The organism is Methylobacterium oxalidis, from assembly GCF_007992195.1.
Classification (GTDB): Bacteria; Pseudomonadota; Alphaproteobacteria; order Rhizobiales; family Beijerinckiaceae; genus Methylobacterium; species Methylobacterium oxalidis.
Map to the genome: position 1 here is coordinate 129,224 of NZ_BJZU01000003.1, position 23,243 is coordinate 152,466.

A 23,243-nucleotide genomic window follows, 5' to 3' on the forward strand; every position below is an offset into this window, starting at 1 on the left:
AATGTGTCGCGATCGTGGCCGCCGGCCGCCGAGGGCCGAATCCGCGCCGCGCTGCGGCCGATGGGGTCACGAGACAAACCGGGGTGCGGTGAAATCGGCCGGTCGCCCGCGCGCTCGCGCGGCCGTCGGGGTTCGTCCAGGATCGCCCCGCCCGTTTCCAGAGACCGCGGGCTACCTCCCGAGAGCGCGCTCCTCCGACGACGAGGGCGCGCTCTTTTTGCTCGGGCCCCTCGGCCTCAGGCCGCGTCGAGGCCGAGGTCGATGATCGGCGCGCTGTGGGTGATCCAGCCGCAGGAGATCAGGTCGACGCCGGAGGCGGCGATGGGGCCGACCGTGTCGCGGTTGATCCGGCCCGACGCCTCGCTGATGGCGCGCCCGTCGATCAGGGCGACCGCCTCGCGCAGCGTCTCCGGGCCCATGTTGTCGAGGAGCACGGCGTCGGCGCCCACCGCGAGCGCTTCGCGGAGCTGGTCGAGGGTATCGACCTCCACCTCGATCTTCACGAGGTGGCCGGCATGGGCCCGCGCCCGCTCGATCGCCGGCACGATGCCGCCCGCCACCGCGACGTGGTTGTCCTTGATCAGCACCGCGTCGTCGAGGCCGAAGCGGTGGTTGGAGCCCCCGCCGGCGCGCACCGCGTGCTTCTCCAGCGCGCGCAGGCCCGGCGTCGTCTTGCGCGTGCAGACGATCCGCGCCTTGCCGTGCGGCCGCGCGGCCTCGACCAGGGAGGCCGTGGCGGTGGCGACGCCCGAGAGGCGGCAGAGGAGGTTCAGCGCGACGCGCTCGGCCGTGAGGATCGCGCGGGCGGGCCCGGACAGGCGGATCACCGTATCGCCCGGCCGGACGCGGGCGCCGTCGGCCCGCTCCACCGTGACCGCGACCGCGGGGTCGATCAGCGCGAAGGCGAGCGCCGCCGCGTCGGTGCCCGCGATCACGCCGTCCTGGCGCGAGGCGATGACGCCCTCGAGCCGCGCGTCGGCGGGCACGATCGCGTCGGTGGTGACGTCGCCGGCCCGGCCGAGATCCTCGACGAGGGCCGCGCGCACGATCGGCTCCACGAGGAGCCGCGGCAGGGGCAGGATGGCATCGCTCATGACAGCAGCTCCGCGAAACGCGGCTCCTCGAAGGCGCGCTCGACGTCGGCGAGGCGGGTCTCGCTGTGGCGCGGCGGCTCCATGCCGGGATGGTCGCTGCGCCAGTGGGCGCCCCGGCTCTCGGTGCGGCGCAGGGCGCCGTCCGCGATGAGGAGGCCGGTCAGGGCCGCCTCGCAGCCCGTCTCGGCGAGCGCGCGCAGGCGCGCCACGGCCTCGGTCAGGCCCTCGGCGTCGCGCACCACGCCGACCTTGTGCTCCATGACCCGCCGGACCGCCGCGAGGCGGCTCGCGGGGGGCGCGGATTCGCGGGCGGTGAGCACCGGCCCCGGCGGGCCGGCGTCGAGCCCGTCCGCGATCCAGCCGGCGTAGGCGAGGGCTTCGAGGAGCGAGTTGCTGGCGAGCCGGTTCGCCCCGTGCAGCCCCGTCGAGGCGACCTCGCCGCAGGCGTAGAGGCCCGGCACGGTGCTGCGGCCGGCGGCGTCCACGCGGATCCCGCCCATGTGGTAGTGGGCCGCCGGGCGCACCGGGATCGGCTCGCGCGCCGGGTCGATGCCGGCCGCCGCGCACAGGGCCGCGACGGTGGGAAAGCGCGTCGGCATGCGCGCGCCGAGCTCGCCCCGCGCGTCGAGGTAGACGGTGGCGCCTCGCGCGAGGGCCTGGAAGATGCCGCGGGCGACGACGTCGCGGGGGGCGAGGTCGCCGCCCTCGATGCCCGCCATCACCCGGTCGCCGCGCGCGTCGATCAGGCTGGCGCCCTCCCCGCGCAGGGCCTCGGTCGCGAGCGGCATCGGGTCGCCGCCGGCCGCGATGGCGGTGGGGTGGAACTGCACGAACTCCATGTCGCGCAGGCTCGCGCCGGCCCGGGCCGCGAGGGCGAGGCCGCGGCCGACGGCGCCGCGCGGGTTGGTTGTCGAGGCGTAGAGGCCGCCGACGCCGCCGGTGGCGAGCACCACGGCGCGGGCCGGGATCCGGAAGCGGGACCCGTCCCGCTCGCAGACGACGCCCGCCACCGCGCCCGCCTCGTCGCGCAGGAGATCGCGCACCGTGGCGGTGACGACCTCGACCGAGGGCGTGACGGCGACGGCGCGGACGAGCCCGTCGAGGACGGCGCGGCCGGTGGCGTCGCCGCCGGCCCGCACGATGCGGCGGCGGCTGTGCGCGGCCTCGAGCCCGAGGGCGAGCGCCCCGTCCTCGCGCCGGTCGAAGGGCACGCCGACCTCCACGAGCCAGTCGATCAGGCCGGGGCCGGCCTCCGCGACCCGGCGCGCCACGTCGGGCTCGGTGAGGCCCGCGCCCGCGGCCTCCGTGTCGGCCGCGTGCAGGCGCGGCGCGTCGTCGGCGCCGATCGTGGCGGCGATGCCCCCTTGCGCCCAGCCCGTGGCGGTGCCGGAGCCGAGCGGCGAGGCGGTGACGAGCGTGACCGGGCGGGGCGCGAGGCGCAGGGCGACCGCGAGGCCGGCCACGCCCGCCCCGACCACGACCACGCGGTCGGCCGGGTTGCGCGAGAGTGCGTTCATCGCGCCTTGACCGCCAGCATGCGCTCCACCGCCGCGCGGGCCCGGTCGGCCAGCTCCGGCGCCACCGTGACCTCGTGGGTCATCGTCTCCAGCGCCCGGCGGATGTTGGAGAGGCTCATCCGCTTCATGTGCGGGCACATGTTGCAGGGCTTGATGAACTCGATGTCGGGGTTGGCGGCCGCGATGTTGTCGGCCATCGAGCATTCCGTCACCAGCACCACCTGGGCGGGCCGCTTCGTCTCGACGAAGTTCATCATCATGGCGGTCGACCCCGAGAAGTCGGCCTCGGCCACAACCTCCGGCGGGCACTCGGGATGCGCGATCACGGTGACGCCCGGATAGCTGTCGCGGACCTCGCGGATGTCGGCCGGCGTGAAGCGCTCGTGCACCTCGCAGTGCCCGGCCCAGGTGAGGATCTCGATCTCCGGCAGGGCCGCCTGGACGTTCTGCGCCAGGAACTCGTCCGGGATCATGAGCACGCGCGGGGCGTTCAGCGACTTGATCACGTCGACGGCGTTGCCCGAGGTGCAGCAGAGGTCGGATTCGGCCTTCACCGCCGCCGAGGTGTTGACGTAGGTCACGATCGGCACGCCCGGATAGCGGGCGCGCAAGGAGCGCACGTCCTCGGCGGTGATCGAATCGGCGAGCGAGCAGCCGGCGCGCAGATCCGGGATCAGCACGGTCTTGGCCGGGTTCAGGAGCTTCGCGGTCTCGGCCATGAAGTGCACGCCGGCCAGCACGATCACGTCGGCGTCGACGGTCGCCGCCTCGCGCGCCAGGGCGAGGCTGTCGCCGACGATGTCCGCCACCGTGTGGAAGATCTCGGGCGCCTGATAGTTGTGGGCCAGGATGACGGCGTTCCGCTCCCGCTTCAGCCGGAGGATCGCCTCGACGTCCGGGGCGAGCGCCGGCCACTCGATGGCCGGGACGTGCCGGCTCACCCGCGCGTAGATGTCCGGCAACGGGAGCGCCGGGGGGACGGGGCTGCGCCCGAAGGGGAGACTGGTCGCCGCCATGGCGTCCTCCTTTATGCTCACTTTGAGCATTCCGGAAGCTAAGTTAGGCGGCGCAGATCCGGATGTCCAGATATGCTGAGACTGAGCATATCACTTTTGCGCCGCGGTGTTTGTGTGCATCGCAACAGGATCGGTCGGTCCGGGGCGGCTCAGATCTCCGGCAGGCTCCAGTGCCCGCGCGCGGCGTCGTACTCGGATTCCGCGACGAGGCGCGTGCGCTTCCCCGAGACCCCGATCATGACCCAGACGAGCCAGGCCGAGATGCCCAGGCAGCCGGCGAAGAGGCAGAAGAGCTGGATCGCGAGCGCGTTGCCGAGTTCGTTCGCGGACCGGTACAGGTGGATGTCCACGAGCGCCAGCACCGGCGAGACGAGGCAGATCGTGGTGCGCGCCCCGTCGGACCAGAGCCGGAACCGCGTCACGTAGCTCTGGATGCCCTTGCGGTTCGGCGGCGTGTAGAACCACAAGGGCAGCGCGACCTCGTTGTCGAAGTCGATCCGCTCGTACTGCTTGCAGTAGGCGATGAGCGCGCCGATGATGTAGTCGTTGTGGCGATACCACATCACGAAGACCGCGGACACGATCGGTATCGCGGCCGCCGGTATCAGTCTCAACTCGCTGTGCTCGCGCGGAATGCTGAAATGCGCCGCGGTGAGGCCGATCACGGACGCGATGTGATAGACGTTCAGGTTGCTTCTGACCGTCAGCCGGGTCGCGATCTCGGTCCAGGCACCGATATATCGGGTCGCGGCCGGGATGAGCGGGGTCTTCGCTGGCTCTGGCATCTTCGCGCCGCCGTGATGGGCCGAGAATCGGCATTGTAGACGCCGCGACGCGTGCGCGTGACCGCGTCCGGAACACATTCGCGTTGGGCCGGGTCCGGCGCGGGTACGCGGCGTCGCCCGCCGATCGTCGCGCGCCGGAGGCCGCCGGGCGAGCGCGCGGCGCAATCTCCGGCGTCCGGTAACCTATGTTGAGGCAGCCCATTCCCGGCCCGGCAAGATCGCGGACATGAGCCCGGCGGACCTCCGTCCGGTCATGTCCACGGTCGATTGGAGAGCGATGCCTGACGCCAAGGAACAGGGTGCGACCGCGCTTCTCCCAGCTCCCCTGACCGCCGCGATCCGCACCCATCTCGGCGGCCTCCTGAAGCGGGCCTACGCCGATTTCACCGCCGCCGCGCCGCCCGACCGGATCGGCGAGCTCATCGCCCGCCTGGAGCGGGCGCTCGCCGAGACGGACGACCGCAACGCCCGCGCCTTCAAGGACGGCCTCGTCGAGGCGCTGCCGAGCCTCCAGAGCTTCGCCGTCTCGCTCACCCGAAACCCGACCCGCGCCGACGACCTCGTGCAGGACACGGTGATGCGGGCCTGGCGCAGCCGGGCGCGGTTCGAGCCCGGCACCAATCTCGGCGCCTGGCTCTTCACGATCATGCGCAATGCCTTCTACAGCGAGCACCGGCGGCAGGCCCGCGAGGTCGCCGACAGCGAGGGCGACCTCGCCGCGCGGGTGGCCACCGTGCCGAGCCAGACCGGGCACCTCGACCTGCAGGACGCCCGCGCCGCCCTCGACCGCCTGCCCGCGCCGATGCGCGAGGCGCTGATCCTCGTCACGATCGAGGACATGACCTACGAGGAGGCGGCGGTGGCGATGAACTGCCGCGTCGGCACCGTGAAGAGCCGTGTCTGGCGGGCCCGCGACCAGCTCGCGCTCCTCCTCGGCTACAGCGCCGACGAGGTCGGGGCCGACCGCGTCACCCTCTCGGCCCTCGCAAGCCCGGTGGCGGGCGCCGAGACCTGACGCCCGCGCACCCGATCCGGGGAGGCTTGCGCCCTTGACGCGCCGCCGCGTCCGGGCGCCCGGCGGATCGATGACGCTCCGGCCCGCGTTGACCGTGCCTCGCAACGACGATGGCGTGAGCCGCGACATGACCGACCGGACGTTCGACCTGACCCGCCGGGCGATGATGGAGGGCTGCGTGGCCGCGGCCGCGTTCGGCGCCGCGGGCCTCCCCCGCCCGGCGACCGCCGCCCCCGGCCCGAACGACCCGCCGCCGCAGATGATGCCGGTGCGGCTCACCATCAACGGCACGCCGCGCGACCTAGTTCTCGACACGCGCACGACGCTCCTCGACGCGCTGCGCGAGCACCTCGACCTCAACGGCACCAAGAAGGGCTGCGACCACGGCCAGTGCGGGGCCTGCACGGTGCTGGTCGCCGGGCGGCGCATCAACGCCTGCCTGACGCTCGCCGCCATGCACGAGGGCGACGCCGTCACGACGATCGAGGGGCTGGCGCAGGGCGAGGATCTGCACCCGCTCCAGGCCGCCTTCCTGCACCACGACGGCTTCCAGTGCGGCTACTGCACGCCGGGGCAGATCTGCTCGGCGGTCGGCATGCTCGCCGAGGTGGAGGCCGGCTGGCCGAGCCACGTGACGGAGGACCTGACGGAGACGGCGACGCTCACCGACGCCGAGATCCAGGAGCGGATGAGCGGCAACCTCTGCCGCTGCAGCGCCTACCCGAACATCGTCGCGGCGATCCGCGACGCCGCCGGCACCGACCTCTAGGGGGGCGCAAGCCATGAAAGCCTTCAGCTACGAGCGCCCCGCGAGCGTCGCGGAGGCCGCGCGCCTCGCCGCCGAGCGGCCGAACGCCCGCTTCGTCGCGGGCGGCACGAACCTCCTCGACCTCATGAAATTGCAGGTCGAGACGCCCTCGACCCTGATCGACGTGAACCGGCTGCCGCTCGCCGCGGTGGAGAACACGCCCGAGGGGGGCCTGCGCGTCGGCGCCCTGGTGCGCAACGCCGACCTCGCGGCCCATCCGCGGGTGCGCGGCGAGTACGGGGTGCTCGCCAAGGCGCTCCTCGCGGGCGCCTCCGGGCAGCTGCGCAACAAGGCGACCACCGCCGGCAACCTGCTCCAGCGCACCCGGTGCTACTATTTCTACGACACGACGAAGCCCTGCAACAAACGGGAGCCCGGCTCCGGCTGCGCGGCGATCGGCGGGTTCAACCGCATCCACGCGGTGCTGGGCGCGAGCGGGGCCTGCATCGCCACGAACCCCTCCGACATGAACGTCGCGATGCGGGCGCTCGACGCGGTGGTCGAGACGGTGGGGCCGCAGGGCGAGGCGCGCAGCATCCCGATCGCCGAGTTCCACCGGCTGCCCGGCGACACGCCGCAGGTCGAGACGGACCTGCGCCCGGGCGAGCTGATCACGGCGGTGCGCCTGCCGAAGCCCGTCAAGGGCGTGCACCTCTACCGCAAGGTCCGCGACCGGGCCTCCTACGCCTTCGCCGTGGTCTCGGTGGCGGCCGTGATCGACAAGGAGGGCGACCGGGTCGGCAGCGCAAGGCTCGCCTTCGGCGGGCTCGCCCACAAGCCCTGGCGGGTCGAGGCGGCGGAGGCGGCCCTCGTCGCCTCGGGCCGCGCCGACGCGGCGGCCGATGCCGCCCTCGCGGGCGCCACCGGGCAGGAGGGCCAGGGCGGCGGCAACGCCTTCAAGATCCCGCTCGCGCGGCGGACGCTCCGCGCCGTCGTCGCCGACGCGACCCGGGCCTGAGGCAGAAGGGGGACGCCAGCATGGACATGAGCCAGCCGATCGGGCCGACGCCCCTCGATGCCAGGCCCGACGGACTCGTCGGCCGGGGCGTCGACCGCGTCGAGGGCCGCCTCAAGGTCACGGGCGCCGCGCCCTACGCCTACGAGACGCGCGAGCTGAGGAACCCCGCCTACGGCATGATCGTCGAGGCGGCCATCGCCAAGGGGCGCATCCGCGCGATCGACGCCGCGGCGGCGCGGCGCGCCCCCGGCGTCATCTACGTGATGACCCACGAGAACGCCCCGCCCCAGGGCAAGAAGAAGGAGCAGGTCGGCCCCGTGCTGAGGGGGCCCGAGATCGCCCATTTCGGGCAGCCGATCGGCCTCGTGGTCGCCGAGACCTTCGAGCAGGCCCGCGCGGCCGCCGCCCTCGTCGCGGTGGATTACGAGCGCGCCGAAGGGCGGTTCGACCTGCGCGCCGCGATGCCGGGCGCGATCGTGCCGAAGCAGGTGGCGAGCCCGCCCGATTCGAGCCTCGGCGACTTCGAGGGCGCCTTCGCGGCCTCCGCCGTGAAGCTCGACGTCGCGTACACGACCCCGGTCCAGACCCACGCCATGATGGAGCCGCACGCCACCATCGCCGGCTGGGAGGGCGACCGGGTCACGCTCTACACCTCGAACCAGATGCTGAACCGCGGCCAGGTCTCCCTCGCCTCGGTGCTCGACCTGCCGGCGGAGAACGTGCGCCTCGTCAGCAAGTACATCGGCGGCGGCTTCGGCGCGAAGCTCCAGCCGCAGGCGGACGCCGTCTTCGCCGCGCTCGCCGCGCGGGTGATCGGCCGCCCCGTGAAGGTCGCGCTGAGCCGCCAGCAGGAGTTCCACGGCTCGACGCGGCGCACCGACACGATCCAGCGGGTGCGCCTGGGCAGCGACGCCGAGGGGCGGCTCGCGGCCATCGCGCACGAATCCTGGTCCGACACCACGGTCGGCGACGACTTCTACGAGACCTCGGCCAACGTCACCCGCTCCCTCTACGCGGCCCCGAATCGGCTGACGCGCCACCGCCTCGCCCATCTCGACCTGCCGCTCTCCTCGGCCATGCGGGCGCCGGGCGAGGCGGTGGGCATGCTCGCCTTCGAGTGCGCCATGGACGAGCTCGCCGAGACGCTCGGGCTCGACCCGATAGAGCTCCGGGTGCGCAACGAGCCGTCGGAGGACCCGGAGAAGAAGGTGCCCTTCTCCACCCGCCAGCTCGTGCCCTGCATGCGCGAGGGCGCGCGCCGCTTCGGCTGGGAGAAGCGCGGCGCCCCGGGCTCGATCCGGGACGGGCGCTGGCTCGTCGGCCTCGGCATGGCGGCCGCGGCCCGGCTGAACCCGCTCCAGCCCTCGTCCGCGAGCGTGCGGCTCGAACGCGACGGCACGCTCACCGTCCGCATGGCGATGACCGACATCGGCACCGGCACCTACACGATCCTCGCCCAGATCGCGGGCGAGATGACGGGCCTGCCCCTCGAGCGCATCCGGATCGAGCTCGGCGACACGCTCTACCCCAAGGCCGCGGGCTCCGGCGGCTCCTGGGGGGCGGGCAGCGCCGGCTCGGCGCTCTACGTCGCCTGCGACGACCTGCGCCGGCAGCTCGCCGAGAAGGCCGGGATCGCGCCCGCCTCCGCCTCCTTCGCGGACGGGCGGATCGCGGGCGCCGAGCGCTCGGCCGCGCTCGCCGACCTCGCCGGAGACGGCATCGAGGCGCGGGGCGAGATCAAGCCGGGCGCGCTCAACAAGACGTACTCGCAGTACTCCTTCGGCGCGCATTTCGCCGAGGTCGGCGTCGACGCGGACACGGGCGAGGTGCGCCTGCGCCGCATGCTCGGCGTCTTCACGGGCGGGCGCATCCTCAACGCGAAGACCGCCCGCTCGCAGGCGATCGGCGGCATGATCTTCGGCGTCGGCGCGGCCCTGACCGAGGAGGTCGTGATCGACCGCCGCTCGGGCACTTTCGTGAACCACGACCTCGCCGAGTACCACGTGCCCGTCCACGCCGACATCCCGTCGCTCGACGCGATGTTCCTGCCCGAGCTCGACGACAAGGCGAACCCGCTCAAGAGCAAGGGGCTCGGCGAGCTCGGCATCTGCGGGGCCGGGGCGGCGGTGGCGAACGCGGTCCACAACGCGACCGGCATCCGCATCCGCGACTATCCCCTCACCCTCGACAAGGTGCTGCGCGGCCTGGAGGAGCGGGAGAGCGGGGCGCAGAGCCGCCGGACCTGACGCGCGCGGGCCGGATTGACGGCGGCGGCACCCGGGGAGATCAGGGAGGCGACGCCCGCATCCGGACCCGCCCGTGACCGACGACAGCCGCCCGCCCGCCCGCTTCAACGCGGCCCGCCACTGCCTCGCCGAGAACGCGCGCCTGCGGCCGGACAAGACCGCCCTGGTGATGGCGGGGCCGGAGCGGACGACGCGCCTGACCTTCGCGGAGGCGGACCGGGCGGTGCGGGGCATCGCGGCGGGCCTCCTCGGGCTCGGCCTCGCACCGGGCTCCCGCGTGATGATCCGGATGGGCAACGAGGCCGACTACGTCCTCGTCTACTTCGCGGCGCTCGCCGCGGGCCTCGTGGCCCTGCCCTCCTCGCCCCAGCTCACGGCCGGCGAGGCCGCCTTCCTGATGGAGAACGCGGGCGCCGCGGTCGTGGTGGCGGGCGCGGGGCTCACGGTCGACCCGGCGAGCCTCGGCGGGCGCATCCTGCTCGACGCCGAGGCCGTCGCGGCCCTCAAGGCGAGCCCGCCGCTCCCCGACTACGTCGACACGGCGGCGGACGACCCGGCGACGCTGGTCTACACCTCCGGCACGACGAGCCGGCCGAAGGGCGTGCTGCACGCGCACCGGGCGATCTGGGGCCGCCGCCCGATGCACCGCCACTGGCTCGGCCTCGCCGAGCCCGACGTGATGCTGCACGCCGGCACCATGAACTGGACCTACACGCTCGGCGTCGGCATCACCGACCCCTGGGCGGTCGGCGCCACGACCGTGCTCTACGACGGGCCGCGCGACCCCGCGATCTGGCCCGCGCTGATCGCCCGCCACGGGGCGACCCTGTTCGCTGCGGTGCCGAGCCTCTACCGGCAGATCCTGAAATACGCGGATCTCGCGTCGGCCGACCTCTCGAGCCTGCGCCACGGGGTCACCGCGGGCGAGGCCCTGCCGCCGGACCTCCTCGACGCCTGGACGCGGGCGACGGGCAAGCCCCTCTACGAGGCGCTCGGCATGAGCGAGATCTCGACCTACGTGTCGAGCGGCCCGACCGTGCCGGTGCGGCCGGGCTCGCCCGGCAGGCCGCAGCCGGGGCGGCGCGTGGCGATCCTGCCGGTCGAGGGCGAGCCGGAGCCCCTGCCCGCGGGCGAGACCGGGCTCCTCGCCGTCCACCGCTCCGAGCCCGGCCTGATGCTCGGCTACTGGAACCGGCCGGACGAGGAGGCGCAGGTTCTGCGCGGGGCGTGGTTCGCGGGCGGGGACCTCGCCCGCCTCGACGCGGACGGCTACCTCTGGTTCGAGGGCCGCAACGACGACCTGATGAACGCGATGGGCTACCGCGTCTCGCCGAACGAGGTCGAGGGCGCGCTGGCCGAGCACCCGGACGTGGCGGAGGTCGGCGTGGCGGAGCTCGCGGTGCGCGCCGACATCCGCGTCATCGCGGCCTTCGTTGTCCTGAACGCGGACGCGCGCGCGGATGCCGAGGCGCTGCTGGCGTGGTGCCGGGCGCGCCTCGCCGCCTACAAGTGCCCGCGCGAGGTCCGCTTCCTCCCGGCGCTGCCGCGCACCGCCAACGGCAAGGTCCAGCGCAAGCGCCTCGCGGAGGCCGCGACCATCGGCTGAGCCCGGCGCCCGCCCGGCTTCGCGCAGGCGTCCCGGCCGCGCCCTCCCCGCCTCCAACCGGGTTGACCGGCCCGGCGCGAAATTCTAGAGCCAGAGCCGTGGAGACGTGGCCGAGCGGCTGAAGGCACTCGTTTGCTAAATGAGCATACCCAGAAATGGGTATCGAGGGTTCGAATCCCTCCGTCTCCGCCACCACGATCCGGACATGTCCTGAGCCTTCCGCCTGCACGGACGCGCGCGCCGCCGGCATCGGCTCACTCCGTCGGCGCGGGCCCGCGGCCCGCCCTGCCCGCTCGCGCGGCGCCCGCCCGCTCAGGCGATGAGCAGCGCCCCGAGCAGGACGACGGCCAGGAACAGGCCTGAACTCACGGCAACGGCGACGACTTCGCGGTGTTCGAGCATCAGATTGTCGAGGGCGGTGGTCATGGCGGGACTGGCGAATGTGGCGAGGGTTCGTGTCAGTCCGCGATTAGCACCTGAAATCTGACCGTCGTGTGAGGCCGAATGCTGACCGCGCGCTTAAAATCCGAGCGTCACACGTCTGCAACATCGGGAGCAGGCGGGCGCGGACGGCGCGCACCGACGCGGCCGGGCGGGCCGGTTCGCCGGGCCCGTATCAACTGGATTCACAGCCTTCGAGGCAGCGGCGCGCGAAGAAGACGGGGGATCAAGAGAATTCGGCGGCGGGGCCGTTGAGTTCCCGCCGCGGCTGCGCGTAGAGGAGCGCCGGAACGACACTCTTCAGGCACATCGGTTCGGCAGAGAGATGGAACGGGGACTTGTGGATCCGCGCGTCGACAGGCTCGCCTGCATGATGATCGCGCTCGGGCTCGCGCTGATCCTGTCGACCTACGCGATCCTCTGATCAGATCCGCGCCCCGTCATCCTTCGGCGGCTTGCCGCAGCGGAACTTCTCGACCCGCCAGCGATCGTGGGTACGCTGCCACTGCGCCATCTGCGGCTGCGCGACGTTGAGGCACTGCTGCGGCGTCGTCACCTCTTCGCTGAAGAAGTGGACGCGGGTGACGCAATGGGTCGGGTTCGCCGACAGGCAGGTCAGGAAGTAGAGGCCGTAGAGCATGCGCCGTGATCCTCTGGCGTTGTGGCGCTTCCTCCGGCTGATCTGCTGTTCTTGAAGCTGCAACGAGCAAGCGGCGTGCCGGTTGCTGTTGCGCTGCCGAAACACCAGGCTCGCGCCGGCGCGGAGGGCGCAGGGCTAGCCGCGCGCCTCCCCGGGGTTCGAGGGGCTCAGTCGCAGATGCGACGGACGAGAAGGTCGCCGTCCTCGTCGACGTAGCGCTTCACCCGGCAGGTCCGGACATAGGCCGGCACCACGGCGACGTAGCGCGGACCCCAGCCGAAGCCGTGCCCGAACCCGTGGTGGTGATGGTGGTGGAAGCCGTGGTGATGGCCGAAGCCGCCGAAGCCGCGGCCGCCGAACCCGCGGGCCGACGCCTCGGACGCGGAGAAGAGGGCGAGGCCGAGCGCGAGCGCGGCGGTGACGGGGACGATACGTGCCATCGGGGTGACTCCTTGGATCCGAGCCGGGGATTCGGCTCGCCCGTCCTGAATGGCCGAGGGGCGGCCGGCGGACTGTGATCCGGGTCACGCGGGGAGAGCGGCGGCAGGATGCGCCGGTTCCGGCAGGCGGCGGCCACAAAAAACCCGCCGCGGCGGAGGGGGCCGGCCGGGCGGGTGGAGGAGCTGTCACAGAGTGCGGCGAGCCGCGCTACGTAGTCTGCCGCAATCCCCCGGCGGGTCAATCGGCCTCGCGGCACCGTCCGCCATCGCACGACGGAAAAGCCCCGCAGACCCAGGGGCCGCGGGGCGGAAGGTTTCGCGACCTCGATGCGGGGCTGCGGATCGTCCCGCATCTTCCCGACCGGGGGTCGGGGAGCGGGATCGTCGGCGGCGCCTCTGGACGCGGGCCGACAATCCCCGGTCAGGGTTAAGGGACCGTTAACGCCGCCAGCGCGGGGCCGCGCGGACGCGGCGCTCAGACCTGCGAGCGCTTGCGCTCGGGGCGCTGCGTCTTGGCCCGGCCGCGATTGGCGGCGCGGCGTCCGCGCAGGCCCTCCTGCCCGCGCGCCGGGGCGGCCTCGCGCGGGGCGGGCGCCGCGCGCTCGGGCGCGGGCACCGGGCGGAGCACCCGCCGGGGCTGGTCGGCCACCGCCGTGATCGCCTGGTGAAGCAGCTCGGGCAGCGCGTCGGACCGCTTCAGGTCGCTCCACGAGACCGTCGCCATGCGCCCGCACAGGAAGTCGTTGGCGACGGCGGTCAATCCGATGGTGGTGAGCCGGAGCTCGACGACGATGCCGGTCGTCTCGCGGATGGCCTGGGTCTCGGTCCAGGCGTGCTCCAGCACGGTGGCGAGGAACTCCTGCGTGTGGCCCGCCATTCGCCTCTCCTACGCTACGCATACACCCACACCCAGGGCAGGGTAGGGTGCGGCATGGGGCGAGAAAGTGGCGCGGCCTGAATGGGTTAGGTATCGTACCGGATCGCGCGGGCGCCGATCAGGCCGGTGCGGTCTCGGCGGCGAGCCAGTCGATCACGGCGCCGAGCGCCTGCCGCTCGCTCCTGCCGGCCGCGAGCGCCGCCTCGAAGGCCGCGACCTGATGGTCCGCGCTGGAGCCGCCGCGCACGATCGCGCGGGCGTGCCCGCACTCGGCCGCGCAGCCGAGGGCGTCCGCATCCTCGGCGGTGAGGTCGAGGATCCGGTCGAGGGCCTTGGAGACGGAGACGGCGCGCAGGCTCGCCTCGTCGATCACCGTCGCGTGCACGCCGTCGCGCTGCACCCGCCAGAGGTTCTCCATGACGAAGCCGCGCGACGCGCCGGTCATGCGGGCGTTGAGGTCCGGTTCGCGGTCGAGGAGGCGCACGAGGCAGCGGTAGAGGGCCGCCACCGCCAGCGCATCCTCCAGGCGCGTGCAGCTGTCGGCGACGCGCAGCTCCAGGGTCGGGTAGCGCACGGAGGGGCGGACCTGCCACCAGAAATAGGTCGGGTCCTTCACGGCGCCGGCCTTCGTCATGCCCTCGACGTAACGGTCGAAATCCGCCGCGTCGTCGAAGAGCTCCGGCAGGCCGGTGCGGGGCAACTCGGCGTAGGCGCGCAGGCGGTAGCCCGCGAGTCCCGTGCGCCGCTTCTCGAAGAAGGGCGAGGAGGTCGAGATCGCGAGCAGGACGGGCAGGAACGGCATCAGCCGCTTCATCGTGTCGACGCGCCGGTCGGGCCGCGGCACCTCGACGTGGACGTGCAGGCCGCAGATGACGGAGCGCTGCCCGACGATCTGCAGGTCCCTCATCATCGCCTCGTAGCGCGCCTTCGGGGTCAGCTCCTGCTCGGGCCAGGACGCGGTGGGGTGCGTGCCCGCCGCGAAGACGAGAAGGCCGTGCTTCCGGCCGACCTCGGCGAGGCCCGCGCGCAACTCGGCGAGGCGTTTCCGGGCCTCCGCGAAGGTCTCCGAGGGCGGCGTGCAGATCTCGACCTGGTTCTTGAGGAGCTCGCGCTCGACCGATCCGAGGCGGCGGCGCGCCGCCGCGTGGAAGGCCGAGACCGAGCCCTGCGGCGCCGCGCGGGAGCGGCGGCTCGCCAGGAACATCTCCTCCTCGATCCCGAACCTGTAGGCGTCACGCATCCGCAAACCCCCTCACCGCCACGCTCAACGGCTGAAACCTGCGGATGTTCTGTAGATTTCAACACAACTGAAACGAGAAACGGCGCCCCGAGGAAGCGGGGCGCCGTGCGGTGTGCAGGCAACGGGCGGGCCGGGCCGGCCCGCCGGGGCGATCAGAAGGAGCCGAACTTGTAGTTCACGCCGACGCGGACGAGGTTGCCCTCGGTGCGGAAGCGGGAGGTGTAGGAGCCGTTGGCGGCGGCCACGAACTGGTTGCCGGTAGCCGGGTTCGTGCTGCTGACGAGAAGATTGCGCGAGCCGAGGTCGTAGTGGAGGTACTCGACCTTCATGGAGACGGCGCTGGCGCGGAAGAAGTTCAGGAAGCTGTCGGCGCCGAGCGCGTACTCGATGCCGCCGCCGTAGGCGAAGCCCGTCTGCAGGTCGCTGTAGCGGCCCGCGTAGGCGACGGGATTGCCGAGCGCGACGTTGTTCGAGAGGAACTGCGCCGAGTAGGTGACGTCGCCGTAGGCGAAGCCGCCGGTGCCGTAGATCATGAACCGGTCGAACGCGTAGCCGAGGCGGCCGCGCACGGTGCCGAAGAAGTCCATGCTCTGCCGGTAGCGCGACGGGTCGGCGACGAAGCCGTTCTGGGCGATGAGCGGGCTGAAGTAGGTCCGGGTCCGGTCGAGGTCGGTGTACTGGATGTCGGCCTCGACACCGAACACGATGCCGCTGCCGGGCGTGAGCTGGACGTTGTAGCCGATCTGGCCGCCGCCCGTGATGCCCTCCTGCTCGGAGCGGAACAGCGGCGCGCGGCGGGCGAGCTGGACGTTGAGCACCGTGTTCGAGCCGGCGCCGCCGTTCTGCAGCGGCAGGATCGGGCCGGCGCCGGGGCCCTGGTTGCCGAGCGTGCGGATCGTCTGGTCGTCGCTGAAGGCGTAGCCGACGTTGAGACCGGCGTAGAAGCCCGTCCAGGTGAAGACCGGGACCGGGGTGAAGACCGGCGGCGCGGCGCGGCGCGGCAGGTCGGCCGCGGAGGCGATGCCGGCGAGCGCCAGCGTGGCGGCTCCGGCGAGGAGCGACGTCTTGATCATGGAACGGGTGCCCTGGAGGGAAGATGGGAGTGGCGACTCCCTGACGTTGAACGTGCGGCCCGCCTATCGCCTGGGCGCCACGTGTGCGCAAATTCGTGGCGCACAACCGAGATTGCCCGGACTGCGGTTCGATTGTCCTTTGTCTGTATCAATATCGTCACGCCCGGCACGACGACTGAGAGAACCGATAAAAATTTCCGTGTTCGAGGATTAATCTCGCATTCGCGTCGTGGATCGACTGCCGATCCCCGCTGCGCCCCGGTCTCAGCCCTCGATCATCTCGCGGATGCGGGCGGTGAGCGTCTCCATCACGAAGGGCTTCGTGAGCACCTGCATGCCGGGTTCGAGGAAGCCGTTGCCGACGAGCGCGGTCTCGGCGTAGCCCGTGATGAACAGCACCTTCAGCCCCGGGCGCGTCACCCGGGCCGCGTCGGCCACCTGCCGGCCGTTCATCCCGCCCGGCAGGCCGACATCGGTGACGAGGAGATCGACGCGCACGCGCGATTGCAGGATCTTCAGGCCGGCCGCCCCGTCCGCCGCCTCGATCGCCGTGTAGCCGAGCTCTTCCAGCACGTCCGTGACCAGCATGCGCACGCTCGGCTCGTCGTCGACGATGAGCACCGTCTCGCCCTGCCCCGCCCGCGGCGCGTCGGCGCGCTCGGGCGGCGCGCCGTCCGCGACGAGCGCGCCCTGGAAGCGCGGAAGGTAGAGGCAGATCGTGGTGCCGGAGCCGGGCTCGGAATCGATGCGGACGTGGCCGCCGGTCTGGCGCACGAAGCCGTAGATCATCGAGAGGCCGAGCCCGGTGCCCTGGCCGAGGGGCTTGGTCGTGAAGAACGGGTCGAAGGCGCGCGCGACGACCTCCGGGCTCATGCCGCTGCCCGTGTCGGTGACGCAGAGCGACAGATAGGCGCCCGGCGCGAGGTCGTGCGCCCGCGCGTCGCGCGCGTCGAGGCAGTGGTTCGTCGTCTCGATCGTGATGCGCCCGCCCTCCGGCATGGCGTCGCGCGCGTTGATGCAGAGGTTGAGGAGCGCGCTCTCGAGCTGGTTCGGGTCGACGAGCGTCGGCCAGGCGTCGGGCGCGCCCTTCACCACGACCTCCTGGGCGGGGCCGACCGTGCGGCGGATCAGCTCCTCCATCTCGTGGATCAGCCGGTTCACGTCGGTGGGCTTCGGGTCGAGGGTCTGGCGGCGCGAGAAGGCGAGCAGGCGCTGGGTCAGGGCCGCCGCCCGCCGCGAGGCCCCCTGCGCCGCCGTGACGTAGCGGTCGATCTCGCCGACGCGCCCCTGCGCGACGCGGGACTGCAGCAGTTCGAGGCTGCCCGAGATGCCGGTGAGCAGGTTGTTGAAGTCGTGGGCGAGGCCGCCGGTGAGCTGGCCCACCGCCTCCATCTTCTGGGACTGGCGCAGGGCCTCCTCGGTGCGCACGCGCTCGGCGACCTCGTCGGCGACGCGGCGCTCCAGCATCTCGTTGAGGTCGCGCAGCTTCTCCTCGGCGCGGCGGCGCTCCTCCAGCTCGCGCTGGGCGGCGCGGAAGAGCTGGGCGTTGTCGATGGCGATGGCCGCCTGCCCGGCGAGGCCGACCATCAGGCGCTCGTGCCGCTCCTTGAAGCGGGCCGGGCGCGGGTGGCCGAAGAACAGGCCGCCGATCACCTCGCCCGAGCGCGAGGTGACGGGGACGGCGAGGTAGCTGCAGACCGGCAGGTGGCCCTTCGGCATTCCCTGGTGCGGGTCGTTGCGGCCGTAGCGGGGGTCGGCCCGGATGTCGTCCGAGCGGACCACCCCGGTGCCCGAGAAGGTCGGCGCGAACACCTCGGTGTTGCGCGGCATCGGGAAGGTCGCGAAGGCCGAGCGGTCGACGCCCGAGAGGGTGTAGAGCATGTAGCTCTCCCCCGCCTCGTCGGTCAGGTTGTAGAAGAAGGCCCCGAACGCCGCGCCCGAGAGGTCGACGCCCGCGTCCGTCACCATCTGCACGAGGCGTTCGAGGTCGAGCTCGGCGGCGAGCGCCGCGCCGGTGCGGTTGAGGGTCTCGGCGGTGCGGCTCTCCTCGCGGAACGCCGTCTCGGCCCGCGCCCGCTCCACCGCCGCCCAGGTCCGCTCCGCGACGTCGCAGACGAGGCCGACATCCTCCGCCGACCAGAGATGCGGCGCGGGCGCGTGCACGAAGAACACGGCCGAGAGGCGGCCCGCCTTGACGAGCGGCACGACGATCTGGGCGCGGATCTGCAGGGCCTCGTGGGCGGGGCCCGCCGCGATGCCGGCGAGGCGCGGATCCTGCTCCATGTCGTCGAACACCACCGGCCGGCCGGCCGCGAGGTCGCCCATGAAGGTCCCCGCGTAGCTCGGCATGTGGAAGCGGCCGGCGATGGAGCGGATGCCCTGCGCGCACCAGTCCCGCGCGATCAGCAGGTGGGTGTCGGCGCCCTCCCCCTCGATTTCGCCGTAGCCGACGCGGCCGGCGTCGAGATACTCGCCGACGAGGCCGGCGGCCACGGACTTGATCGCGAGCGGGTCGGCGAGCTCGCGCAGGCCGTCGGCGAGCCGCGCCTGGAAGCGCCCGCGCCGCTCCGCCAGGACCCGCTCCGTGGTCTCCACCACGATCGCGATGACGCCGGCGGGCCGTCCCGCCTCGTCGAGCACCGGCGAGTAGTCGAGGTTCATCCAGACGGGCTCGGGGCGCCCGTGGCGGTAGAGGGTCAGCTCGTGGTCGCGGTAGGCCAGCGTGCCGCCCGCGAGCCCCACCCGCATGACGTTGTCGTTGAAGTCGGCCACCTCCGGCCAGCCCTCGCGGACCTTGCTGCCGAGGAGCGCCGGGTGCCGGCCGCCGGCGAAGGCCGAGTAGGCATCGTTGTAGATCATGATGCCGTCCTCGCCCCACAGCATCACGATGGGAACGGGCGACAGCAGCACGATGCCGACCGCCGTGCGCAACGACTCGCACCAGTGCTCGATCGGCCCGAGCGGCGTCGAGGCCCAGTCGAAGGCGAAAACCAGTCTGCCGAGTTCTCCCCCGCCGACGGGGAAGCTGCCGATCCGGGGATGGGCCGAGAGGTCCAACCTGCCGCTCCTCGCTTTGATTACAGGAGGGCATGCAGTCCTCGACTTTTCCTTGTCAATCGCGGCCGTCGCGCAAGTGCCCTGGAACCGGACGCCGCACCCTCCCCGAAGCGCGGCGTCCCGTCCCCATCTCTCGGGCATGCCCGGCAGCGCGCCCGTCCCGACCGATCTTCCGAGACGGCTCGGACGCAACGTCCGCCGGGCCCGGCTGGGCCTCGGGCTGACGCTGGAGGATCTCGCCTTCCTGGCCGATCTCGACGTCGCGCTCCTCCTCGCCGTCGAGGGCGGCGACGGGGCGGGACTCGATCTCGCCGGTCTCTGCCGGCTCGCCCGCGCCCTCGACGTCCCGGTCGAGGGCCTGATCGGGCGCGCGGATCCGCGCTGAACCGGGCGCGCCGCGCGCGCGTTGGGATCGCGGTGGAGGCGGCCCATGATCCTGCCCATGATCCTGCCCATGATCCTGCGATCGATCTCCTCTCGGTTGAGGCTCGCGCCGACGCTGCTTCTCGCGCTGTCGGCGAGCGCGGCTGCCGCGGCCGAGCGGCCAGGCCCCGCTTCCGCCGCCGGCATGGCGCTGACCCTGCCCTGGCAGGGCATGGCGCTGGTGGCCGTGCCCGCGCAAGGCCACCCTGCCGGCTTCCGCAAGGCGGGCCTCGTCTCGCCGGCCGCCGACCCGATCCCGCCCGCAGGGCGGCTGCCGAACCAGCGCACCGGCGCGAAGCGCGACCACGTCGTCCGCGACATCTGCATCGGCTGCTGAGCCCGCGCGAGGGACCGCGGGTACGCTGACGCACGCCGGGCCGGGATCCATGATTCCTGCGGATAGGAAGCCCGCTTTTGTGCAGGCACTCTGCGCGCGCATCACGGATCATCCGTCCACGGATGCTTTCTCGGCGGCAGGATGGGCGAGGATCCGAACGTGTCAGATCAGCGCGAGGCCGGCGGGTACTCCATCCTGCTCGTCGCCGCGGTGCTGCTCGTCATCCTCGCCTACGGCATCGCACTGATGATCCTCGACTGAGGCGGCGCAACTCGCGCTCCCGCTCAGATGGGCTTGCAGGTGCCGTAGCTGAAGCGGATCTCGGTCTGATCCTCCGGGTTCAGCTGCGACTTGCCGAAGTTCAGGCCCGCGAGGTCGAGGGTGAAGAAGTTGGTGGCGTTCTGGCACTTGATCGTGTTGGTCCGCCGCCGCCCCTCGCCGCGGTAATACACCTCCTGGCACTCGTAGAACTCCGTCCGGCCCGCGAAGATCAGGTTCAGCATCTCGCGGTTCAGGATCAGCGAGAAGGTCCGGGTCGGCACCGGCTGCGCCCGCAGGCCGGCCGGCGGCGGTTCGCCCTGCCCGAGCCCGACGGAGACGGTCTCCTCGCACAGGAGCGCGCGGCGGGCCTGCGACAGAGACGGGATCGTGCCCAGCAGTGCGAGCACGAGCGCGATGCCGATCGCCACTCTCATCTGTTCCCCTCGCGCGGCGTTCGCCGTCTATGGCCCGCAACTGTTGTAGCGCAGGGAAAACCAACTTGTCTTGATTATCGAAAGTATTAGTGCGGAACGGCGCGGCGTAACTTGGATCAATGTTTCCGCGAGTTCGGAGGCCGGGCCGGCCGGTGAGATGCGGCGTCATGTGCGGTGAAGCACCTCCTGCCGCGGCCGCCCGGGGGCATGAAGGCTTGAGGGGCCGTGCCGGGCCGCGAGGTCCGGTCCGCAACCGCCTTTGCCCGAGGAGGCCCGCATGAACGCTCCCCGTCCGTTCCGCTGGTTGCTCGCCCTCGTCGCCCTCGTGGTGCCGGCCGCGGTCGCCACCTGCCGTGGCGGGAACCTCGGCGCCGACGCGGGCCAGAAGCCCGACGCCCCGGCGAGCGTCGTCTTCCGCCACTACATCTGAGGCCGCCGGTCAGGCGCTCATCCGCCCCTGCGCCATGACGAGGTGGAGCTTCTCCGCCAGTTCCTCGCGCAGGTAGGGCTTGCCGAGGAGCGGCAGGTCCGGGGGCACGCCCTGGTCGCTCAGGGCCGAGGCCGTGTAGCCGGAGGTGAGGAGCACGCGCAGGCCCGGCCGCAGGCGCCGCGCCTCCACCGAGAGCTGCACCCCGTTCATGCCTCCCGGCATCACCACGTCCGAGAACAGGATGTCGATCCGCTCGGGCCCGCGCAGCCGCTCCAGCGCCGCCGCCGCGTGCTCGGCCGTGAGCGTGCGGTAGCCGAGCTCGCCCAGGCTCTCGACGGCCATCTCGAGGACGCCCGGCTCGTCCTCCACCACCAGCACCACCTCGCCGTTCGCCGCCCGCCGCAGGGGCAGGCCGGCCTCCGAGGGCGTGGGCGCGGCCTGCTCGCAGGAGCGCGGCAGGTAGAGCGCGATCGCGGTGCCGCGGCCGGGGGCGGTCTCGACCTTCAGGTGGCCGCCGGCCTGCCGCGCGAAGCCGTAGACCTGGCTGAGGCCGAGGCCCGTGCCCTTGCCGACGTCCTTGGTGGTGAAGAACGGCTCGAAGGCGCGGGCGGCCGTCGCCGCGTCCATGCCGACGCCCGTATCCGCCACCGAGACGAGAACGTAGGCGCCGGGCGAGAGGTCCGGCCGGTCCGCGAGCTCCAGCGCGTCGAGGGTGGCGTTGCAGGTGGTCACCGTGAGGGTGCCGCCGCCCGGCATCGCGTCGCGGGCGTTGACCGCGAGGTTGAGCACGGCGCTCTCGAACTGGCCGGGATCGAGCCGGACGGGGTCGAGCGCCGCGTCGAGGTCGAGCCGCACCTCCACGGTCTCGCCGACCGCGCGCCGCAGGAGCGGCTGGAAGTCCTTGAGCAGACGGTTCGGATTGACGGTCTGCGGCCGCAGCACCTGGCGCCGCGAGAAGGCGAGGAGCTTCTCGGTGACCTCCGCGCCCCGGCGCGCCGCCTGCAGGCCGGACTTCGCGAGGCGCTCGACGCGGGCGCGATTCTCGGGCGCACGCACGATCATGTCGAGGTTGCCGACGATGATGGTCAGGAGGTTGTTGAAGTCGTGCGCGACGCCGCCGGTGAGCTGGCCGATCGCCTCCATCTTCTGCGCCTGCGTGAGGCGCTCGTCGGCCTGCCGCCGCTCCGTGATGTCGGTCGCGACGCCGGCGACGGCGAGCGGGCGGCCGGCCGCGTCGAGGCGCGTGCGGCCGCGCAGGGCGAGCCAGCGCACCGCCTCGTCGCCGGCCCGGACGATGCGCAGCTCGCAGTCGAGCCGGCCGGCGCGCCCGGCCTCGGCGAGCGCCGCGTCGAGGAGGGGCAGGTCCTCCGGCAGGATGTGGCGGCGCAGGTCCGGGAGGCCGAAATCCGCCCGCCCCGTCTCGTGGCCGAAGATGCGGTCGAGGCGCGGGCCCCGCCGGATCGCTCCGGTGGCGAGATCGAGCTCCCAGTCGCCCATGTCGGCCGCGTCGAGGGCGAGGGCGAGGTTGTCCCGCGCGCTCTGCAGCTCGGCGCGCCGCCGCTCGCGCTCCTCGGCGGTGCGCTCGGCGCGGGCGTAGAGGAAGTCGACCTCGCGCAGGTAGACCGCCAGCACGATGATGCCGGCGAGCAGCGCGCCGAGCCGGCCGGTGACCCAGCCGACCGTGCCGCGGGCCGCGCCCGCCAGCGTCACCGCATTGTCGAGCACGAGCAGGAACAGAGACACGGCGAGCCAGAGCTGCAGCACGGTGCGCAGGCGCGTCCTCCAGCACAGGACCGCCAGGGAGAGCACGGTGAGCGCGACGACGGAGGGTCCGACGCCCGATAGGGTCAGGAGCCGGTAGTCGTCGCCCTCGACCGATTTCGGCAGCCACGCGACGTGGCGGGCGACGAGGAGCGTGATCAGCCCGACCGCGACGAGCGTCGCCGCCACGGCGCCCCAGCCCACCCGCGCCGCGCTCTCCGGCGCAACCGGCCGGCGGCCCCCGCTCCCCTCGAGGATGGCGTAGGGGATCGCGAAGAGCGGCGGCCCGACGTGCCAGAACGTCCAGAGCCACGTCGTCGTGTCGGGGCCGGTGCCGAGGATGCGGCCGGTGCCGAACAGGTTCGGGAAGCTGAGAAGCTGCACCGAGACGATGAGCGTCGTGTAGAGGCTGCCGGTCGCGAGCAGCAGCAGCGGCACCGAGCGGGTCCGCCGGTACTGGGCGAAGAACAGGTAGGTCGTCACCGCGTAGACGCCGATCAGGGCGGCCTGATAGGCGGGCACGAAGCCCGGCATCGGCGCCATCGGCAGCGCCGCGACCGGCACCAGGGTGAAGGTCGCGGCGGCGAAGACGAGGCAGACGAGGGCCGCGAGGCGTCGTTGAGCCGTCCCGGCGGGCGTGGTCGCCAGGGTCGCCTGTGCGGGAGCCGACGTTACCGCGGCCATGTCTCGCTCCAGGGCATCCGCGCGGCCGCCGAGGGGGCGGGGGCGAAGCCTGGCCATGATCTAGCACCTCGCGGCCGACCTGCCCATCGGTCCGGGCGTT

20 protein-coding genes and 1 tRNA gene are annotated in these 23,243 nt (G+C 72.8%); 9 read left to right on the top strand and 12 right to left on the bottom strand.

Translation table 11 applies throughout. The annotated features are described in order from the left end of the window. Positions 1–236: 236 nt before the first annotated feature. From nadC to MOX02_RS01230, 4 genes are all read right to left on the bottom strand, one after another. Entirely contained in the window at positions 237–1,094 is an 858-nt protein-coding gene (gene nadC / locus MOX02_RS01215) for a carboxylating nicotinate-nucleotide diphosphorylase (RefSeq protein WP_147023872.1), read from the bottom strand. Then, positions 1,091–2,611: an L-aspartate oxidase gene (locus MOX02_RS01220; protein WP_147023873.1), complete on the bottom strand. Its 1,521-nt coding sequence runs from the start codon at positions 2,609–2,611 to the stop codon at positions 1,091–1,093. Before MOX02_RS01220 ends, nadC begins: the two co-directional genes overlap by 4 nt. Further along, on the bottom strand, positions 2,608–3,627 hold the full coding sequence (nadA, locus tag MOX02_RS01225) for a quinolinate synthase NadA (RefSeq protein WP_147023875.1): 1,020 nt from the start codon (positions 3,625–3,627) through the stop codon (positions 2,608–2,610). Before nadA ends, MOX02_RS01220 begins: the two co-directional genes overlap by 4 nt. A gap of 149 nt (positions 3,628–3,776) precedes the next feature. Continuing rightward, the gene (locus MOX02_RS01230) at positions 3,777–4,412 is read right to left on the bottom strand and encodes a hypothetical protein (RefSeq protein ID WP_147023876.1); all 636 of its coding nucleotides are present in this window, start codon (positions 4,410–4,412) and stop codon (positions 3,777–3,779) included. 277 nt (positions 4,413–4,689) lie between these two features. Between MOX02_RS01230 and MOX02_RS01235 the strand changes: the two genes are divergently transcribed. The 6 genes from MOX02_RS01235 to MOX02_RS01260 all read left to right on the top strand — a co-directional run bounded on the left by MOX02_RS01235 (position 4,690) and on the right by MOX02_RS01260 (position 11,237). Beyond that, a complete protein-coding gene (locus MOX02_RS01235; RefSeq protein ID WP_147023878.1) occupies positions 4,690–5,427 on the top strand; it encodes a sigma-70 family RNA polymerase sigma factor in 738 nt (245 codons plus the stop codon). Positions 5,428–5,554: 127 nt separating this feature from the next. Continuing rightward, positions 5,555–6,196: an aldehyde dehydrogenase iron-sulfur subunit PaoA gene (paoA, locus tag MOX02_RS01240; RefSeq protein WP_147023879.1), complete on the top strand. Its 642-nt coding sequence runs from the start codon at positions 5,555–5,557 to the stop codon at positions 6,194–6,196. A gap of 13 nt (positions 6,197–6,209) precedes the next feature. Further along, complete coding sequence (locus MOX02_RS01245) at positions 6,210–7,193, top strand: FAD binding domain-containing protein (protein ID WP_147023881.1); 984 nt, start codon at positions 6,210–6,212, stop codon at positions 7,191–7,193. Positions 7,194–7,213: 20 nt separating this feature from the next. Next, a complete protein-coding gene (locus MOX02_RS01250) occupies positions 7,214–9,439 on the top strand; it encodes a xanthine dehydrogenase family protein molybdopterin-binding subunit (protein WP_147023883.1) in 2,226 nt (741 codons plus the stop codon). Between the two features lie 73 nt (positions 9,440–9,512). Then, a complete protein-coding gene (locus MOX02_RS01255; RefSeq protein ID WP_147023885.1) occupies positions 9,513–11,045 on the top strand; it encodes a class I adenylate-forming enzyme family protein in 1,533 nt (510 codons plus the stop codon). A gap of 100 nt (positions 11,046–11,145) precedes the next feature. After that, positions 11,146–11,237, top strand: a tRNA-Ser gene (locus MOX02_RS01260). A gap of 673 nt (positions 11,238–11,910) precedes the next feature. Here the strand turns inward: MOX02_RS01260 and MOX02_RS01265 are convergent. From MOX02_RS01265 to MOX02_RS01290, 6 genes are all read right to left on the bottom strand, one after another. Continuing rightward, positions 11,911–12,126, bottom strand: a complete 216-nt coding sequence (locus MOX02_RS01265; protein ID WP_147023886.1) for a hypothetical protein — start codon at positions 12,124–12,126, stop codon at positions 11,911–11,913. Between the two features lie 167 nt (positions 12,127–12,293). Then, positions 12,294–12,566: a hypothetical protein gene (locus MOX02_RS01270; RefSeq protein ID WP_147023888.1), complete on the bottom strand. Its 273-nt coding sequence runs from the start codon at positions 12,564–12,566 to the stop codon at positions 12,294–12,296. Positions 12,567–13,041: 475 nt separating this feature from the next. Next, positions 13,042–13,443, bottom strand: coding sequence for a hypothetical protein (locus tag MOX02_RS01275; protein WP_147023889.1), 402 nt, complete (start codon positions 13,441–13,443; stop codon positions 13,042–13,044). Positions 13,444–13,561: 118 nt separating this feature from the next. Beyond that, positions 13,562–14,683 carry a carboxylate-amine ligase gene (locus tag MOX02_RS01280; RefSeq protein WP_147023891.1) on the bottom strand — a complete coding sequence of 374 codons (1,122 nt, stop codon included), beginning with the start codon at positions 14,681–14,683 and terminating at the stop codon, positions 13,562–13,564. 152 nt (positions 14,684–14,835) lie between these two features. Further along, the gene (locus MOX02_RS01285) at positions 14,836–15,756 is read right to left on the bottom strand and encodes an outer membrane protein (protein WP_147023892.1); all 921 of its coding nucleotides are present in this window, start codon (positions 15,754–15,756) and stop codon (positions 14,836–14,838) included. A gap of 264 nt (positions 15,757–16,020) precedes the next feature. After that, positions 16,021–18,813, bottom strand: coding sequence for a GAF domain-containing protein (locus MOX02_RS01290; protein WP_170267601.1), 2,793 nt, complete (start codon positions 18,811–18,813; stop codon positions 16,021–16,023). A 139-nt stretch (positions 18,814–18,952) separates the two neighbouring features. On the opposite strand from MOX02_RS01290, the gene MOX02_RS01295 reads away from it, so the two are divergent. Both MOX02_RS01295 and MOX02_RS01300 read left to right on the top strand, forming a co-directional pair. Next, positions 18,953–19,198, top strand: a complete 246-nt coding sequence (locus MOX02_RS01295; RefSeq protein ID WP_147023893.1) for a helix-turn-helix domain-containing protein — start codon at positions 18,953–18,955, stop codon at positions 19,196–19,198. A gap of 45 nt (positions 19,199–19,243) precedes the next feature. Then, on the top strand, positions 19,244–19,573 hold the full coding sequence (locus MOX02_RS01300) for a hypothetical protein (RefSeq protein WP_147023894.1): 330 nt from the start codon (positions 19,244–19,246) through the stop codon (positions 19,571–19,573). Between the two features lie 284 nt (positions 19,574–19,857). On the opposite strand, the gene MOX02_RS01305 is transcribed toward MOX02_RS01300, so the two are convergent. Further along, positions 19,858–20,268 carry a hypothetical protein gene (locus tag MOX02_RS01305; RefSeq protein ID WP_147023895.1) on the bottom strand — a complete coding sequence of 137 codons (411 nt, stop codon included), beginning with the start codon at positions 20,266–20,268 and terminating at the stop codon, positions 19,858–19,860. Between the two features lie 277 nt (positions 20,269–20,545). On the opposite strand from MOX02_RS01305, the gene MOX02_RS30925 reads away from it, so the two are divergent. Further along, complete coding sequence (locus MOX02_RS30925; protein ID WP_170267604.1) at positions 20,546–20,698, top strand: hypothetical protein; 153 nt, start codon at positions 20,546–20,548, stop codon at positions 20,696–20,698. Positions 20,699–20,707: 9 nt separating this feature from the next. Here MOX02_RS30925 and MOX02_RS01310 read toward each other — a convergent pair whose 3' ends face one another. Then, positions 20,708–23,143: an MASE4 domain-containing protein gene (locus MOX02_RS01310; RefSeq protein WP_147023897.1), complete on the bottom strand. Its 2,436-nt coding sequence runs from the start codon at positions 23,141–23,143 to the stop codon at positions 20,708–20,710. Positions 23,144–23,243 lie beyond the last annotated feature (100 nt).